At 40.5% G+C, this 16107-nt stretch carries 18 protein-coding genes; 10 read left to right on the forward strand and 8 right to left on the reverse strand.

Features of this window, described 5'->3' with window-relative positions:
• Positions 1 to 357: 357 nt before the first annotated feature.
• The 5 genes from CWC02_RS07115 to CWC02_RS07135 all read right to left on the reverse strand — a co-directional run bounded on the left by CWC02_RS07115 (position 358) and on the right by CWC02_RS07135 (position 5282).
• Positions 358 to 1368, reverse strand: a complete 1011-nt coding sequence (locus CWC02_RS07115) for an ABC transporter ATP-binding protein (protein WP_138617300.1) — start codon at positions 1366 to 1368, stop codon at positions 358 to 360.
• Positions 1369 to 1379: 11 nt separating this feature from the next.
• Entirely contained in the window at positions 1380 to 2879 is a 1500-nt protein-coding gene (locus CWC02_RS07120; protein WP_138617302.1) for an ABC transporter permease, read from the reverse strand.
• Positions 2879 to 3919, reverse strand: a complete 1041-nt coding sequence (locus CWC02_RS07125) for an extracellular solute-binding protein (protein WP_138617304.1) — start codon at positions 3917 to 3919, stop codon at positions 2879 to 2881. Before CWC02_RS07125 ends, CWC02_RS07120 begins: the two co-directional genes overlap by 1 nt.
• Complete coding sequence (locus tag CWC02_RS07130) at positions 3919 to 4731, reverse strand: hypothetical protein (RefSeq protein WP_138617306.1); 813 nt, start codon at positions 4729 to 4731, stop codon at positions 3919 to 3921. Before CWC02_RS07130 ends, CWC02_RS07125 begins: the two co-directional genes overlap by 1 nt.
• Positions 4732 to 4826: 95 nt before the next feature.
• Positions 4827 to 5282: a MarR family winged helix-turn-helix transcriptional regulator gene (locus CWC02_RS07135; RefSeq protein WP_138617308.1), complete on the reverse strand. Its 456-nt coding sequence runs from the start codon at positions 5280 to 5282 to the stop codon at positions 4827 to 4829.
• 103 nt (positions 5283 to 5385) lie between these two features.
• On the opposite strand from CWC02_RS07135, the gene hmgA reads away from it, so the two are divergent.
• Together hmgA and maiA are read left to right on the forward strand one after the other, a co-directional pair.
• On the forward strand, positions 5386 to 6690 hold the full coding sequence (hmgA, locus tag CWC02_RS07140; RefSeq protein ID WP_138617310.1) for a homogentisate 1,2-dioxygenase: 1305 nt from the start codon (positions 5386 to 5388) through the stop codon (positions 6688 to 6690).
• The gene (maiA, locus tag CWC02_RS07145) at positions 6690 to 7319 is read left to right on the forward strand and encodes a maleylacetoacetate isomerase (protein ID WP_138617312.1); all 630 of its coding nucleotides are present in this window, start codon (positions 6690 to 6692) and stop codon (positions 7317 to 7319) included. Before hmgA ends, maiA begins: the two co-directional genes overlap by 1 nt.
• Before the next feature lie 53 nt (positions 7320 to 7372).
• Here the strand turns inward: maiA and CWC02_RS07150 are convergent, their stop codons facing one another.
• A complete protein-coding gene (locus CWC02_RS07150; protein ID WP_054552187.1) occupies positions 7373 to 7603 on the reverse strand; it encodes a TIGR02647 family protein in 231 nt (76 codons plus the stop codon).
• A gap of 77 nt (positions 7604 to 7680) precedes the next feature.
• Between CWC02_RS07150 and CWC02_RS07155 the strand changes: the two genes are divergently transcribed.
• A complete protein-coding gene (locus CWC02_RS07155; protein ID WP_171043823.1) occupies positions 7681 to 7980 on the forward strand; it encodes a DUF1496 domain-containing protein in 300 nt (99 codons plus the stop codon).
• Between the two features lie 56 nt (positions 7981 to 8036).
• Entirely contained in the window at positions 8037 to 8303 is a 267-nt protein-coding gene (locus CWC02_RS07160) for a VF530 family protein (RefSeq protein ID WP_054552185.1), read from the forward strand.
• 4 nt (positions 8304 to 8307) lie between these two features.
• On the opposite strand, the gene CWC02_RS07165 is transcribed toward CWC02_RS07160, so the two are convergent.
• Positions 8308 to 9930, reverse strand: a complete 1623-nt coding sequence (locus CWC02_RS07165) for a diacylglycerol kinase family protein (RefSeq protein WP_138617315.1) — start codon at positions 9928 to 9930, stop codon at positions 8308 to 8310.
• Positions 9931 to 10265: 335 nt separating this feature from the next.
• Here CWC02_RS07165 and CWC02_RS07170 point away from each other — a divergent pair, with 335 nt between their 5' ends.
• From CWC02_RS07170 to CWC02_RS07195, 6 genes are all read left to right on the forward strand, one after another.
• Positions 10266 to 10796 (forward strand): sigma-70 family RNA polymerase sigma factor, encoded by a 531-nt coding sequence (locus tag CWC02_RS07170; RefSeq protein WP_138599809.1) that lies wholly within the window; start codon positions 10266 to 10268, stop codon positions 10794 to 10796.
• Positions 10793 to 11482: an anti-sigma factor gene (locus CWC02_RS07175; protein WP_054552182.1), complete on the forward strand. Its 690-nt coding sequence runs from the start codon at positions 10793 to 10795 to the stop codon at positions 11480 to 11482. The genes CWC02_RS07170 and CWC02_RS07175 overlap by 4 nt, the downstream gene beginning before the upstream one ends.
• A 122-nt stretch (positions 11483 to 11604) precedes the next feature.
• Positions 11605 to 13197, forward strand: coding sequence for a DUF4331 domain-containing protein (locus tag CWC02_RS07180; protein WP_138617317.1), 1593 nt, complete (start codon positions 11605 to 11607; stop codon positions 13195 to 13197).
• Between the two features lie 14 nt (positions 13198 to 13211).
• Complete coding sequence (locus tag CWC02_RS07185; RefSeq protein ID WP_138617319.1) at positions 13212 to 13724, forward strand: Ig-like domain-containing protein; 513 nt, start codon at positions 13212 to 13214, stop codon at positions 13722 to 13724.
• Positions 13725 to 13763: 39 nt separating this feature from the next.
• A complete protein-coding gene (locus CWC02_RS07190) occupies positions 13764 to 14756 on the forward strand; it encodes a tetratricopeptide repeat protein (protein ID WP_138617321.1) in 993 nt (330 codons plus the stop codon).
• Positions 14757 to 14765: 9 nt separating this feature from the next.
• Positions 14766 to 15275 (forward strand): hypothetical protein, encoded by a 510-nt coding sequence (locus CWC02_RS07195; protein WP_054552178.1) that lies wholly within the window; start codon positions 14766 to 14768, stop codon positions 15273 to 15275.
• Between the two features lie 126 nt (positions 15276 to 15401).
• On the opposite strand, the gene CWC02_RS07200 is transcribed toward CWC02_RS07195, so the two are convergent.
• The gene (locus tag CWC02_RS07200; protein ID WP_054552177.1) at positions 15402 to 16019 is read right to left on the reverse strand and encodes a TetR/AcrR family transcriptional regulator; all 618 of its coding nucleotides are present in this window, start codon (positions 16017 to 16019) and stop codon (positions 15402 to 15404) included.
• Positions 16020 to 16107: the final 88 nt, after the last annotated feature.

The raw sequence follows: 16107 nt of genomic DNA on the forward strand, positions 1-16107 counted from the left end.
GTTGCTAAGTATCAGCGATTTTACATCGCGCCTTTCTACATAAAACCTAGAACCTAATACCTGATAAATCCTTTCGTAGGACTGGCTTTAGCCGGGAATGGTTGTAGAAATGAGATACGAGATACAAGAGCAAAATAAGCCAGTACCAAGATTAAAGCTTGAAGTAACAAATTAATGCATTTATATGTAGCAGATTTTATATCGCGTCTGAGGGCTGATGTTTAACTCGATCTAAGATTGTTATGTAGGTCGTCATTTATGGCGACAAATGTTTAAACACTGAATGATGACGGGCTAAAGCCCGACCTACACTGATATGTAAATGCAGGCCAATGAGACCTGCACAGTTATGTCTATTTAAGCTGCGTAAACCGCAAGTGGATGTGTTGTATTGATAGAAACATGCACTGCATCACCTGGGCGTACCATCACTTCATGGCTAACACGGCTTGTCACCACAGTATCACATGCCAGTTTAACAGCGCATAAGCGGCTGCCACCTTCGTAACGGACCCATGTCACTTTACCATTACTGGTATCAGCATTTTGAATAAGATTAATATCATCAGGGCGAAGTAATACATCAACCTTCGCGGTTTCATGATCAACCTTAATAGCTGGGGCATTACCTAAATCAGTGGTGGCAATATCACCTTCACAGTTACCGGCAATGAAACTTGCTTCACCTAAGAAACGCGCAACAAAGCGATTGCTTGGTAAGCTAAAGCAGCGTTCAGGGGTATCGATTTGCTGAATAATCCCTTCTTTAAGTACGCCAACTCGGTCACCGACAGATAAGGCTTCCTCTTGGTCATGGGTTACCCAAATTGCAGGTACACCCGCATCTTTTAATGCATTACGAATATCCCAACGAAGGGTATCTTTTAAAGCTGCATCAAGGTTTGATAACGGTTCGTCAAGCAATACAAAGTCAGGTTCGTGAGCCAATGTACGGGCAAGTGCTACACGCTGCTTTTGACCACCCGATAAAGTAGCGGGCTTTTTATCACGAAAAGCTTCAAGACCCAGTAACTTAATCCAGTGATCTGCTTTTGAAGTATCGGTTAATCTAAAGCAAATATTTTGCTGTACTGTTAAATGCGGGAATAACGCAAAGTCTTGAAATACCATCCCTACTTTACGCTTTTCTGGTGGCACTTTTAATTTGGGTGTTGCCCGCCATGAGCCTAAGTTAATTTCGCCTTCGCTGATAGGAATAAGCCCTGCTAACGCTTGTAAAATTGTACTTTTACCACAGCCAGTTGGACCAACTAGCATGAGGATCTCACTTTCCCCAAGTGATAAGTTAAGTTCACTTACCACACGATTGCTACCATAATCGATAGACAGCTTACTAACTGATAGCATTAAACTGATCCTTAATGTTCTAATTGACTGCGCTTTTCACCTGAGAGCATTATAGCTAAGCCACATGCTGATATCACTACTAACAGGAGCCCAGGAATGGCAGCGCGACCGAAATAACCGGCTTCATAAACTCGCCACAAATAGGTTGATAGGGTTTCAAATCCTGTTGGGCCGAGTAACAATGTTGCTTCAAGCTCTCGCATTGATTCTAAAAATACCAAGGCTGCACCAGCAATGATACCGCGCAGTGTTAAAGGCAAGGTAATACGCATAAATGCTTCACGAGGGCTTGCGCCTAATACGCGTGCTGATTTAATTAAACTCGAATCTAAGTGTTCTGTGCTGGTTCGCACAGATCCCACTGCCAACGGTAAAAAGCGCAGCACATAGGCAATCACTAATAATGCCAGAGTTTGGTATAAAAGCGGTAATTGCAGGCCACCATAAACAAGTGCAGTACCCATTACGATACCTGGAATACCAAATCCGAAATAAGTAACCCGTTCCATAATGCGCCCTACTTTACCGCTTAAGGCAGCATGCGCTACAGGCACAGCAACCACAACAGCGACAATAGCCGCAATGCCAGATGCATAAGCTGAGTTCCACGCAATGCTGAAATCAAAATCAGCAACACCATCACGGGCAAGCCAAAGGGTAAAAATGGCTAACGGAAAACAAATAGCCAATAATAAAACAGGTAGAAAAGTCACCAGCATGGCTAACTTTTGTCCGTTAGATGGAAATAACATTAGCGGTCTACCGTGGCGCTCTGAAGCCGTTTTAATTTGTGATTCGATGAACAGTAAAAAGCCTACTATTACCATTAATTGAAGCGACAACATCGCTGCACGACTTAAGCCAAAGGCGTTATATTCAACATAGATTACCCGAGTAAAGGTATCTAAGCGCATCATCGCCGGTGTACCAAAATCTGATAGGGTATAAAGTGCAACCAGTAATGAGCCCGCCGCAATACCGTTTATTACGCGCGGTAATATGACTTTAAACACACTCATCGGCATCGACATGCCTAAAGTGCGAGCCGCGTTTACCATGCTGGCATCGAGACTAAGTAAAGACGAACGCGTAGTTAGCATCACAAACGGAAATGTGTATAGCGTCATTACAATGGCTGCCCCCGTTAAGCCATACATAGGCGGGGTTTCAAAGCCTAGCAGCTGATTTATCTCACCACCGGGGCCAAATGCTGCATATAAAGTAAACGCGCCAATATAACTTGGAATAGCAAGTGGCGCTGCAAACAAAACAAGCCAAAGCTTTTTAAAAGGAAGTTGAACATAGGCACTAATAAACGCCAGAGGCACGCCAATTAAAATAGAGCCTAAAACAGTTAACACCATAAGTGATAAAGTGTTACCAAGAATTTTTAAATTATGACTATCAAAAACAGCCGTCGCATCACTGGCTAAGGTGATCAGAATATAAACTGGCACTAACGCCAAAAGCGCTGCAAGCAGCGCCATGGGATAAGAAGCAGGTATGCGCATTATAAAATACCGCTACTGCGCATAAGGTCAAGTGTTGGCCTTAAATCTGCCAATTGAGTTAAATCGATTTTCGGCGGTGACACATCCGTTAATGCTGGTAACCCAGCAGGCTGTTCAATGCCCTGGATCAATGGAATTTCGTACGCTTCACGTGCTAAGTAACTTTGTACTTCAGAACTTAGTAAGTAGCGCATAAAGTTCATTGCATTTGGGTTGTCTGTCAGTGATAACACACCTGATGCATTAACTAAACAACCGGCATCTTGATTGGTGAATGCTAGATCAAGATTAGCATCAGGTTTACCTGACTTAAGACGTAACGTGTAATAATGGTTTGCAAAACCGATATCCACTTCACCACGCTCAACAGCCATCACTACGCCAAGCTCGCCTGCATAGGTTTTCGAACGTTTTTGAACTTTCTTAAGCCATTTAGCGGTTTTATCTTCACCTTCAAGAATACGCATTGCCGTGACAAATGATTGGAAAGAAGCATAAGCCGGTGCCCAACCAATAGATAAATCGCTATCAGCAATGGCCATTATGCTATCTGGGATCTGATCTTTACTTAGGCGCTTAGTGTTATAAGGCAATGTACGAATACGACCTGTCACAGGTGCCCAGCCCGGATAACGAAACTGCGGTTGTAACTGCGCCTCTAAGTCAGATGGTAGCGGTTTAGCTAAACCTGCATCTGTGACTAAGCCAATCGCACCAGAGTCAACGGCCCAAAATAGATCAGCACGTTTAACACCCGCTTTCGCTTCTGCCACTATCATGTTGGCAAGTGCAGCAGTTGGGCCACGGCGAATAGATAAATTAAGTTTTGGGTTTTTCTTTTGGATTGATTGCAGTACGTTTTCGTACAAACCACCTTCACCACGGCCTAAATATAAAGTTAGGTCACCCTCTAGGGCTGGTAAGTCTTTCACTGAAATTGGGCTTGCAGCAGAGGCTGCAAAGGCACGAGAAAGAGGTAGCGGCATTGCGCCTACTACCCCAAACGCAGCCAGGCCTTGAATAAAGGTCCTACGCTTCACTAAAATACATCCTTACGTGCTTTTTCGGCTTCTTCTAGTAACACCTTAGCGCGATCTAGTTTTTCTTGCATATCAACAACCACTGCACGGACTTGGTCAACAGACCCTTTATCAGAAATAGCTTTAGGCAGGGTTACGTTAAAATCTTTTTCGAGTACTTCTACTAACTTCGCATCTTTTTCGATAAGTGTACCTTCAACACCTTCAAATAAGTGAAGGTAAGTATCGTGTACAATTTGCGTTGCTTCATCGCTTAAACGTTCTGCGTATTTTGCAACAACACGGTCTAATTTATGTTTGATCTCATCGATAGTAGCGCTTTGCGTCATTGTTTCAGAAGCAGTTGCTTTTACAGCTTTTAATAAGCCTTTTTGCTGGAAGTCAGCAGCAAGTTTAACAGCTCCAAGACCCTGCCACAAGGCAGCATTTAAGGCCTTTTGGTGCTTACGTAGTTCGCTTGCTGGTTTTTTGTCATCAATAGCCATTTTGATACCATAAATGCCTTGCCAGATTGATGCATAAACCGGCACATAATTCGTTTCAATCGCACTGTGAAACTTTACTGATTCCCAGTATTCAATTAAATCATCGCTTTTAACTGCTTTTGCGCCTTTTGTTTCATAATCGGTAACCATGGTGTCAACTTTACCGACCATCCACTCAACGTCTTCTGAGTAATCTTTTAAATTTTCTTTTAGATGATTAACGTGCTCACCAATTGGGCCATTTGCCAATACAGGTTGGGCAATAAAAGTAGATGCTAATACTAGGCTAAGACCTAGTGTTTTAACGGTGTTTAACGCTAATTTCATAGGGGGGACATCCAAGTTTCTAATTGTAAATGATAGCCATTATCATATATGTATCGATTGTCTAAATCAATTGCTATAAAGCCTTGATTACAGATTTAAACATTTTTATTTAAGTGATTGGAAAGCTTACTAAGAGTGCTTATAAATTGTTTAAGTTCTTGGCTATCTAGGTCACTCACTAAACCTGCTTGCCACTCATTTGCTAATGGCACAATTTGTTCATGAAGACGGTTCCCCTCAACGGAAAGCGATAACAAACTTGCGCGTTTATCCTTAGGGTTTTCTTTGGCTATTATAAGGTTTCTGGTCAATAGCGACTTTACTGCACGAGACACCGTTGATTTATCCATTCGTGCCATATCACATAATTCTTTGGCAGTGCGCTCACCATATTGCGCTAAATTCGCAATTATCCGCCATTGTGGCACGGTTAAATCGAACTGCTGTTGATATAGCTCACTAAACTGCTCACTCATTTGCATTGCAATATTAGTTAGTGAATAAGGTAAGAACTGTTTTAAATCGAGCGTTGTTTGATTATCTGTCGTCATGGCTGCACTACTGTCAAAGAATATTTACACAAGTAAATTCAGTGTAGTTTGAATTTAGTCTCACATGAGAGTATCTTACCTAAAACCTTTCAGGAGTCTAGTGATGAATAACGAATTACAATATATGACTGGCTTTGGTAATGAATTTGAAACCGAAGCATTACCCGGTGCATTACCTATCGGTCAATTCAGCCCACAAAAAGTTAAATACGATTTATATGCTGAGCAGTTCAGCACAACCGCATTTACAGCGCCCCGTGCTGATAATCGCCGCACTTGGTTTTACCGCATTCGCCCATCAGTAGTACAAGGTGATTATACACCAATTGATAATGGCCTTATTCGCACCGCTCCTATCACCGAAGTGCCAACACCACCGACGATGCTGCGTTGGGATCCAATCGACATTCCTACGAAGCCAACCGATTTTATAGATGGTTTAGTCACTATGGCTGCCAACGGTAGTGCCAATGCACAAACAGGTATTGGTATTCATATTTATGTCGCTAATAAATCAATGCAACACCGTTACTTTTATAATGCTGACGGTGAAATGTTATTCGTGCCGCAACAAGGTGAGCTATTACTTAGAACCGAGTGCGGGATACTCACCGTTCGTGCAGGCGAAATTGCCGTAATTCCTCGTGGCATTAAGTTCGCAGTTGATTTGCTTACTGATACAGCCCGTGGCTATATCTGTGAAAACTATGGCCATACCTATATTTTACCAGAGCGCGGTCCTGTCGGTGCCAACGGCTATGCTAATGACCGTGACTTCCACTACCCTGTAGCGGCTTTCGAAGATATTGAAGGTGATTTTGAACTCGTTGCTAAATTCAACGGCAATATGTTCCGTTGTGATATTGGCCACTCGCCATTAGATGTGGTTGCTTGGACGGGTAACAGTGCACCTTACAAGTATGACCTTGCTAGATTCAATGTTATGAATACAGTAAGTTACGATCACCCAGACCCATCAATCTTTACTGTATTAACATCACCATCGGGTACAGAAGGTGTCGCTAATATCGATTTTGCTATCTTCCCTCCACGCTGGATGGTGGCTGAAAACACATTCCGTCCACCTTATTACCACCGTAATATCATGAGCGAGTTTATGGGCCTAATCGAAGGTGTCTACGATGCCAAAGAGCATGGCTTTGTACCAGGTGGTTCTAGCTTACATAATTGTATGTCGCCACATGGTCCAGAAGCCGATGTATTCGAAAAAGCATCAAATGCTAAACTTGAACCACAACGCTACGAAAACACCTTGGCATTTATGTTCGAATCGCGTTACGTTATTTCACCAACTAAATATGCCCTTGAAGGTAAAGAGCGTCAGCCTAATTACACTGACTGTTGGCGCACTATTAAAAAACATTTCACAGGTAAACAGGACGTATAATGAAACTTTATAGCTATTTTCGTTCATCAGCTGCATATCGAGTACGCATTGCGCTTAATTTAAAGAACATTGATCACGAGTTGGTGACAGTTAATTTATTAAAATCCGAACAGCAAAGCGACGAGTACCTAGCTAAGAACCCTCAAGGGTTATTGCCTGCACTTGAAACTGAGCAAGGTGTACTTGCGCAATCGCTGGCTATTTTAGAGTGGCTAGAAGAAACTCATCCAGAAACGCCTCTTTTAACGGGTGATGCATGGCAAAAAGCTCAGATCCGTAATTTATGTTATGCCGTAGCGTGCGATATCCACCCTATCGATAATTTGCGCGTATTAAAATACTTGGCTAACGATCTGGGTGTTGATGAAGAAGCAAAAACAACCTGGTATAAGCATTGGGTAGAAGTTGGCTTTGAGAGTATCGAAAAGCTACTTGATGAAGCGAACACGTTTTGTGTGGGCAACAAACCAACGCTTGCAGATGTGTGCTTAGTGCCGCAAGTATTTAATGCCTTGCGCTTTAAGGTTGATATGACCAATTACCCTAAAATTGCAGCTGTTTATGAGCAATGTAATAAGCTTGATGCCTTTATAGATGCTGCACCACAAAATCAGCCAGATGCGATTTAAGCGTTAGTATGATTAATGTAAAAGGCCCGAACAATTCGGGCCTTTTATATTTGTTATCTTAGCGCTGAGTTAATCACACTCACATGGTTGATTAAATCGAGCCCTAAGTCGGTTAAGTAGCCCCCATCAGGACTATCTGTAATACCTTTATCATAAAGCCGTTTTGCTGCATCTTTAATTGAGTTTTCTGCATCGGAGTGTATTTTAATTCCCTGCATTTGAGAGTTACGAGGAAATTTTGCAAGCAGGGTTAGTTCATCGATCATATTTTTATCAAATTGCATGTGTTCACCTTTTTATTATTTATTCCTTGTCATAAGCTTAGTGTAGTTATACAAATCTGCCCAACGGGAGGCGTATTTTGTTAAAGAAAATTTTACTGTTAAGTACTTTGTTTACTTTAGGGTTTCTAAATCAAGCGCACGCTAAGGAAAAACCATTAATCGTGCTTGATGGTCAAGAGGCGTTAAACAATGAAAAAGTGTGTTGGTATGAAAATAAACGCTATACCGAAGGTGCCTATATTGTCGTTGGCGAGATGACCTTAATTTGCAGCGCCAAACAACCTAATTTATCAAACAGTGATTTGGCGTGGCTCAGACTAAATGCTAATGGCGAGATTATTTACCCTAAACAAACGAAAACGATTCACGTCAATTAGATTAAAACGCACAGATAGGGTACTATTGCGCGGTTGCAAATAACCTAAGATTTATCATGGACAATCAACCAAATAATCCGTTACATGGCGTTAAATTAGCCGACATCGTTACTAAACTTGAAGAAAAACTTGGTTGGGAAGGTATGGCAGCGCACGTCGATGTACGCTGCTTTCAAAATGACCCAAGTGTAAAGTCGAGTCTTAAATTTTTACGAAAGACCCCTTGGGCACGAGAAAAAGTAGAGCAGTTATATATTGATACCTTTATCAATAATGACCTAGCTGATGATGGCACTTTCCAATGGAAAAGCATCAAAAAGTAACCACTTAATCTTCAGCTGCTACAATCACCGAAAGCGATTTCGGTGATATCTCCACCTCTAGTTTATCTGCGGTTTTCACCTCACCATCAATAACATAGCTCAACCCTTTTGCTGCGCTTACTGTTACTCGTTTAGCATTTGTGTGGTGACTGTTAATAGCAAAACTAGTTTGTGTAATACTCGAGAATACTAACTCCGCAATACTTAAAGTACTCGCTTTAGAATCGGCACTAGGTGTTAGCCAGTTAACATCAAGTAAACCATCTTGGTGATCTGGCTGCCCTGCAGATTGAGCAAGTAAAGTAGTAAATGGCGCGGCGTTGGCGATGATTAAACTGGTGGTATTGATTGTTTGCTCATCGTTATTATCAATAGTAACAATATAGTCTTGCGCTTCATGCTCACCTAATGCTTGCCAAAACCCTTGTAAATAAGCTAATTGCCCAGACTCATTTTTAGCATCACGATGGGCTTTTTCAATCATCTTTTGTTCAAAACCAATTCCTGCAAGTAATAACATACGCTCGCCATTACACACAGCGGTATCTATCCGACTCGCCTGCCCTTCAATAATAAGCTCACACGCCTGCTCTACCGGAATAAGCTTCGATTGTATACCCATCAACACATGAGCGAGCGCATTTGCAGTACCTAAAGGAATAATCCCCAGTTTACAGTCTGTATTAACAAGTACACTTGCCACCTCTGTTACTGTACCATCACCACCACAGGCGATGACTACATCAGGGTTCAATTCAAGTGCTTCTTTGGCTAACTCAGTACCATTTACCTGCTCTGAAGTGGTGTAAACAGTTAAATCGTAATACTCAGACAAACGAGATGTAATTTGCTTACGTTTAGCTTCCCACAGTTTTGTGCCAGAAACAGGGTTAGCAATGAGCACAGCTTTATTTTTGATTAATAAGTCACCTCTACGATGGCGGCGCACTAGATGACGCAGCTGGCGCTTGTTTAAATTCGCAGTTTCTCTAGTTTCTTTAATTTGTGCGAGTACTTGGTGTACATCGGCATCTTTATTTTGGCTAAGTAAGTAAGCAGCCATCACAAATACAGAACGGCCACGCCCTAAAGCGCAATGGACTACCACACGTCTATCAGCTTTTACTTGATGGTCAATCCAATTAATCGCTTGGTGTAGTTGCGCGCGTGTTGGCACGCTATGATCAAGAACAGGGATATTTAAATAACGAATATTCTCTTGCGTAGAAGACCATTCAAGGCCATCAAACTCGCAAGTTACATCTAAAATAGCCGTAATACCCATTTCTTTCATAGTGTCTATATCGGAAGGAAATAAACGACAGGCTAAAAATAAATGCTCATTAATTTGTTGTAATGGCGGTACTTTATCGTGTTTACGCGACCAAGCATTGTAAAGCTGTGCACCCAATAAAAAGGGGATAAAAGCCCAACGAATATAAATAGGAATAACGCCATTTTCGCGTTTTCTAAAAATACGCGCGATATTAAAAAAATATGCGCCACTGACTAATAGTAACGACAGTGCAGTCCAATAAAAAAACAGTGCAAAATACACAGTTTCTACGCGAATAGCCGCAATTATAAATACAATCGCTAATGCTAAGTAACTAAATGCTGCCCACATAATCACTCCTTGTTATTCTAATTGCACAATACCTTGCAAATTTCACTCCATATAAAGCCATTTAAATAGCTTTATAGACTATGAAAAATCAGCAACTTAGCAATTATTAAAAAGCTTACCAATTTAGTTTAGGACATTTTTTCATTACTTTATGAATAACTTACACATGTTTACATAATATTCACATGTAAGTTTGCCTTGTCTTGCAACCCTGCTACGCTAACTAATGGAAAAGAATTACTTTTACAAAATTAAACCATTCTTTTTGTAAAAACATAAATGAATTGCATCTAAAACTGTCAGCTAATCGTTATTAATAATAACAAAGGAAATCTATGGAAAACGATGAATTATTAACCCTATTAAGTGCTACAGCTAAAGGCGATAAAATTGCTTTTGGTCACTTATATCAGAAGACCAGCGCAACACTTTTCGCAATAAGTCTTAAGATGCTTGGCAATCGAGCGCACGCCGAGGAAGCTTTACAAGATGCGTTTGTTAAAGTTTGGCATAACGCAAGTGAATATCAATCATCTAAAGGCGCTGTTATGTCTTGGATGATCAGCATAGTTAGATATCGAAGCCTAGATATGATTCGCCATCACAAAGTCCGTAAGGAACAAACTCTTGTTGATGAAAATGATCATTTAGATGATTTACCTATTGATGTTAATTATGAAGACAACAGCAAATTGGTAGATTGTATCGAACAGCTTGATCCTCAGCAAAGACAGGCTATTCATTTAGCATACTATAGAGGTTTGACTCATCACGAATTAGTTGACCACATCGCGACACCGCTTGGAACAGTCAAAAGCTGGATCCGACGTGGTTTACAGCAACTACAAAGGTGCTTAACGCTATGAATTATGAAAATCAAACACTCATTGATATGTTAGCGGCTGAATATGTACTGGGGACATTACGTGGTTCAGCAAGAGATAGATTCACTCGGTTAATGCTAACTTCAACGCGGGCACGTGAAGCAACTTGGATGTGGGAACAACACTTGAACAACCTTGCAAGTTCAATAGAATCTGTGCCTCCAGATGAACATGTTTGGCAGAAAATTGTTAGCAGGATCGATCCTCAGGTAATACCTATAACAAGCAAGCCAAATAAATCTAAATCATCAATATTACAAGCTTGGTCACTCATCGCTACGGCTGCATGTATAGTGTTAGCTTTAATTATTTGGCAACCTCAGGAAATAACGAAAGTTAAATCAGAACAAATAGCCCTTTTTAAAAATGAGGCTGAACAACCCCTTTGGTTTATTGATGTAAAAGATGAAAACTTATCGATTCGAGCTGCAACAGCACTTGTTCCGCGCACTGATAAAGATTATGAGCTATGGATGATCTTAAAAGGTAAAGATGCGCCGGTTTCTTTAGGTTTACTTCCAAAATCGGGAACACTTGAATTACCAAAACACATAGAGTTTGATGCGACAGAAATCTCGCTACTCGCTATCAGTTTAGAACCTCTAGGAGGCTCGCCAAATGGCTCTCCAACTGAGGTACTTTTCACTACAGAACTCATTATTTTGTAAATTAAAAGCCGTGTTTAAACACGGCTTTTTACTTTTTTCTAAAAAACTTTAACTTTTTTGCATCCAATAAGATTGCCAGTACGTTACTAGCAATGACTTATTTTACAACTAAGGAAAAAGTCATGAACAAAGTAATACCATCTCTAATCACTATTGCAGTATGTAGTACCTTATTCACTTCTATTTCTGAAGCATCTAGCCACCGAGAAGCACCTAATATTACGCGCTTTCCAACGTTAGATTCGACTGACTTTTATGCTTTTAATAGTTACGAAGAAGGTCGAGGTGACTACGTAACCTTTATTGCCAATTATATTCCTTTGCAAGATGCCTATGGCGGACCAAACTACTTTGCGATGGATCCAGACGCGACTTATAGCATCCATATTGATAACGATGGTGATGCTGTTGAAGATATGACATTCGCATTTAATTTTAAAAGTATGTTACCGAACAACAATATGGGAGTTGCTCTTACCGTCGGCCCCGAAGGTAATCAAAGAACAGTCGCAGTTCCTCTAAAAAATATTGGTGGCGTTTCAGCAGGCAATAATGCTGCCGTTAATTTCAGTGAGTCATATACTGTGAGTGTAATTTCTGGCTCACAACGTTCCGGCACAAAAAGCATGCTGACAAACACCGCCAATAGCAGCAACGATTTTTATAAACCTCTCGATTACATTGGTAATAAGACATTCTCTTCAATGGCTTCATACCAAGAGTACGCAAATCAATTTGTTTATAGTGTCGCACTGCCTGGATGTGATGGCATGGGCAAAGTGTTTGTAGGTCAAAGAAAAGACCCATTTGTTGTGAATCTAGGCAAAACATTTGATTTAGTTAATTACGTCCCTGTTGAAGGTGATAGTGCGCCAGGTGCAGGCGATGGTGGTGGATTCCCAGGCGGGATTACACAAACAGCTGATAATGATGACTTAGCTATGAAGAATGTCACTGCAATTGCTGTAGAAGTACCAAAAGCCTGTGTAATAGGTGAAGGGAATGGCACAATTGGTAGCTGGACAACGGCAAGTTTGCCCCAAGCACGCATTTTAAATCCTAATGCCGCATTTGCAAAAACTTCGGTAAATGGCGGTGCTTTAACGCAGGTTTCGCGTCTTGGTAACCCATTAGTGAACGAATTAGTAATTGGCCTTAAAGATAAAGACACGTTTTCTACTTCAGCACCTGCCGATGATGGTCAATTTGCCGACTATGTTACCCACCCTTCTTTACCTGAATTATTAAATATTCTCTTTAAAGACGCTGTTAATACGACGTTGGGCACAGATATTGAAACATTGGCACCGACTAACTTCCCACGAAATGATTTAGTCACCGCATTTTTAACGGGTTTCCCTGGTGTAAATCAACTTGCTACAGTAACGCCATCTGAAATGCTGCGCTTAAACACAGCAATTGCCGCAACACCTCAAAATGAACAATCAGCATTTGGTGTCGCAGGTGATGATTTAGCTGGCTTTCCGAATGGCCGTCGCCCTGGTGATGATGTAGTTGATATCGCATTACGTGTTGTAATGGGCCGTTTATGTTATCCGATCCCTGTTAATGGCACAGACACTGATCTTGGTTTATGTACATCAGATGATGCAAGTGTTGGTAATGTACCTTTCACAGATGGTGCGCCTCTTGATGCAAGCATGATGGATAGCAGTTTCCCATACCTTGCTACTCCAATTGCTGGTTCTAAATAAACAGGAGAGTCATTATGTGTAAATTACAACTCTCAAGTATCACACTCATTGTATTGTCTAGCTTACTAGTCGCTTGTAACGATAGTGATAGTAAGAAAAATATGGATACTGAAGTCGTTAATTCAGCACCTAGCGCAGAAGATGCAATGGTAACCACTCAGACTGAAACCGTTATTAACGACATGCTCGAAGGCTCAGACCCTGATGGCGATACGTTAACGTTTAGTTTAGTGAGTGAGCCAAGTTTAGGTACTGTAAATGTAAATACGGATGGTAGCTATATTTATACGCCAAACCTAGAGACTGTCGGTTCTGATAGTTTTCAATTTGCAGTCAGTGATGGTGTGAATAGTCAGGTAACAGCAACAGTAAGTATCACGATAGAGACCTTACAAGTTGACTTTGCAACGCTTGGTCGGGCCGCATTTATTCAAGATGTAAATGATGAACCTCTTCGATTGAATGGTCGAGAATTTATTAATACAGGTTCTGAGGCAAATTTTGATGATCTATTAAACGGAAATTAGTTTTTAGCTTGGCCACGGATGGCTATTTCTGGAGCAATCATGAAATATCTTTTATACATAGCTTTCGTTTTTAGCACTTACACTCATGCGGATCCTTATATACCCAATGATAAAGATGTTATAGCCTTATCAAGCAAACCGAAAGAAACTGAATTCACTAAAGAACAACTAACCGCCTTATTTAATAAAAGCCAATTTGTTGGTCAAACAGAAACAAATCAAGGTATGTTAAAAAGCTATTTAGAAAAACAAATTACTCTAACCGAAGATCCCGATATACATTATTTTTATGCTCGCTTACTACAAAGAGAACATGAGTTTGAAGCAGCAATTAATATTCTTTCAGAAGTTATCTCACGCAAACCTGATCATACGAATGCTATTTTATTAAAAGCAAATTTACTGATGGTTAAAGGTCGATTTGAACAAGCACTTGCACAGTGTATATCATTATTTGGTTTAGTTGGACTGGAAACTATTTCTACCTGCTCTCTCGATGTTAAGAGTCAAACAGGTGAACTTGAGCAAAGTTATCAAGCTTTACAAACCATTGTAAAAGAATCGTCAATGACTAGAAACACGCGTCATGTGCTCGCCGAGATGGCCTATAGGTTAGGCTATCCAGAACAAACGATAACTTACCTCAGTAACCTTGACCTAAAAACAGCCCCTGTCAGTTTAGTTGTTCTATGGGCTGACGCTCAAATGGCAAAGAAAAACCACCTGCTAGTATTATCAACGTTAGCAAGTTTAACTGCTGAAAATACTAACTTGGAAGACGCTATATTATTACGCCTAGCGCAAGCTGAAAAAATTGAGAAGCAATCAGATAAATGGCAAGAAAAAATGAGAAAGCGAGTGATACTAAGAGAACGGCGTCAAGACACCTATCATGCCAGTGATTTAGCTTTGTATTACTTAACATTAGATAAAAATAATGTAAAAGCTAAATACTGGGCAGAAATGAACTGGCAACAAGCTAAATTAGACAGTGATAAAAAACTTTTAGCACTCACTAACACTAGCAATTAAGGAATTATCATGAAAATCTTAGCAGCGGCTCTTTTATTTTTAATAGCATGTAGCTTTAAAATAAACGCCCATCAATTAAGTACAGCGTATCTTAACTTAACAAAAACCGAAAACGAGCAGTTAGTGTTAAAAGGGCAATGGCAAGTTGCTGTTATTGACTTAGAACATGTTATACCTTTTGACATTAACACAAATGATGTAATTACATGGCAAGAGATCAAGAGCCAAAAAGAGAGTATTTTAAAATACTTAGCTAAACATTTGGTTGTGAATCAGAATGACATAGGCTGTAAGCTGCATAATGAGGGGGATTTAAAAATCGACTCACATTTTAATGAATCATATATTGTCGTGCCTGTTCAAATAACCTGTCCTACTACACAAGCATTCACCATAAACTACAGTGCGTTGTTTGAAGTTGATGCTAATCACAAGGCAATTGCTGACATTGCAAACTTTAGTAGAGTGTTCACGTTAAGTGAAAATAATCAATCATTTGACACCAATTCACCTAATTAGTACGTCGATTTATAGGTATGAAAACCCTATGCTACTAAGGCAAAATTTCGTTTTGTAAATCGATTTATTGCCATTAAATTTAGTTCGTAACTATCTAAAGCTTTAGTAAGCGCTAGTAGATGCGCTTTATTCAAAAGGTAGTAACAAGGTTTTCATTGTTGGGCGAAGTGCTTTAAGTAATTCATTAATATCTAGATCTGGGTTTAGCATTTTGCGTAGTAAAAGCCCCCCCATCACAGAAAACATCACTTCAATACGAGCATTCACTTCTTCAAGTGCCGTTCCTTGTAACGGCCCTCTTTCACCCACTAATAATTCGCGCATTGAATCACGGGCATGGCTATCTGACTCACGCAGTAAGTTAGCGACTTTTTCATTACGTGCTGCCTCGGCAAGCATTTCTAAATCAAGCGCACCTTGACTCAAATCGGTATGGCGCTCAACGCCTCGGTCAAGACCATCTAGCAGAACAGTGACACGATCGCCGGGTTTATCAGCAAACTCTTTAAAGATTGAGAACATTTCTTCCATATCACGTTCAACAATCGATTCTATAATTGCTTCTTTACTGGCGAAGTAATTATAGATATGGCCAGCACTCATACCCGCAGTCTTCGAGATTTCCGCCATTCCTGCGCCATGATAGCCTTTACGTCGAAAACAATCTGCCGCGGCACAAAGCACTTGATTACGTCTTGCCTCGGCAAGCGCAGGGTCATTGTGTCTTTTTGTTTTTTGCGTCATGGTTTCTCCAAGCTTTACTGACTATGGTTAACTTTAATTTAAATAAGGTTTACAGGATCTTAATCTTAGAGGAGAGTCAAAACAACTA

Source organism: Pseudoalteromonas sp. S2721 (assembly GCF_005887425.1).
GTDB classification, from domain to species: Bacteria; Pseudomonadota; Gammaproteobacteria; order Enterobacterales; family Alteromonadaceae; genus Pseudoalteromonas; species Pseudoalteromonas simplex.

What these genes read in the sequence shown, in the direction of transcription:
- CWC02_RS07115 (WP_138617300.1), bottom strand. Translation starts at nt 1,368, where the DNA reads ATGCTATCAGTTAGTAAGCTGTCTATCGATTATGGTAGCAATCGTGTG.
- CWC02_RS07120 (WP_138617302.1), bottom strand. Translation starts at nt 2,879, where the DNA reads ATGCGCATACCTGCTTCTTATCCCATGGCGCTGCTTGCAGCGCTTTTG.
- CWC02_RS07130 (WP_138617306.1), bottom strand. Translation starts at nt 4,731, where the DNA reads ATGAAATTAGCGTTAAACACCGTTAAAACACTAGGTCTTAGCCTAGTA.
- CWC02_RS07135 (WP_138617308.1), bottom strand. Translation starts at nt 5,282, where the DNA reads ATGACGACAGATAATCAAACAACGCTCGATTTAAAACAGTTCTTACCT.
- hmgA (WP_138617310.1), top strand. Translation starts at nt 5,386, where the DNA reads ATGAATAACGAATTACAATATATGACTGGCTTTGGTAATGAATTTGAA.
- maiA (WP_138617312.1), top strand. Translation starts at nt 6,690, where the DNA reads ATGAAACTTTATAGCTATTTTCGTTCATCAGCTGCATATCGAGTACGC.
- CWC02_RS07150 (WP_054552187.1), bottom strand. Translation starts at nt 7,603, where the DNA reads ATGCAATTTGATAAAAATATGATCGATGAACTAACCCTGCTTGCAAAA.
- CWC02_RS07160 (WP_054552185.1), top strand. Translation starts at nt 8,037, where the DNA reads ATGGACAATCAACCAAATAATCCGTTACATGGCGTTAAATTAGCCGAC.
- CWC02_RS07165 (WP_138617315.1), bottom strand. Translation starts at nt 9,930, where the DNA reads ATGTGGGCAGCATTTAGTTACTTAGCATTAGCGATTGTATTTATAATT.
- CWC02_RS07170 (WP_138599809.1), top strand. Translation starts at nt 10,266, where the DNA reads ATGGAAAACGATGAATTATTAACCCTATTAAGTGCTACAGCTAAAGGC.
- CWC02_RS07175 (WP_054552182.1), top strand. Translation starts at nt 10,793, where the DNA reads ATGAATTATGAAAATCAAACACTCATTGATATGTTAGCGGCTGAATAT.
- CWC02_RS07180 (WP_138617317.1), top strand. Translation starts at nt 11,605, where the DNA reads ATGAACAAAGTAATACCATCTCTAATCACTATTGCAGTATGTAGTACC.
- CWC02_RS07185 (WP_138617319.1), top strand. Translation starts at nt 13,212, where the DNA reads ATGTGTAAATTACAACTCTCAAGTATCACACTCATTGTATTGTCTAGC.
- CWC02_RS07190 (WP_138617321.1), top strand. Translation starts at nt 13,764, where the DNA reads ATGAAATATCTTTTATACATAGCTTTCGTTTTTAGCACTTACACTCAT.
- CWC02_RS07195 (WP_054552178.1), top strand. Translation starts at nt 14,766, where the DNA reads ATGAAAATCTTAGCAGCGGCTCTTTTATTTTTAATAGCATGTAGCTTT.
- CWC02_RS07200 (WP_054552177.1), bottom strand. Translation starts at nt 16,019, where the DNA reads ATGACGCAAAAAACAAAAAGACACAATGACCCTGCGCTTGCCGAGGCA.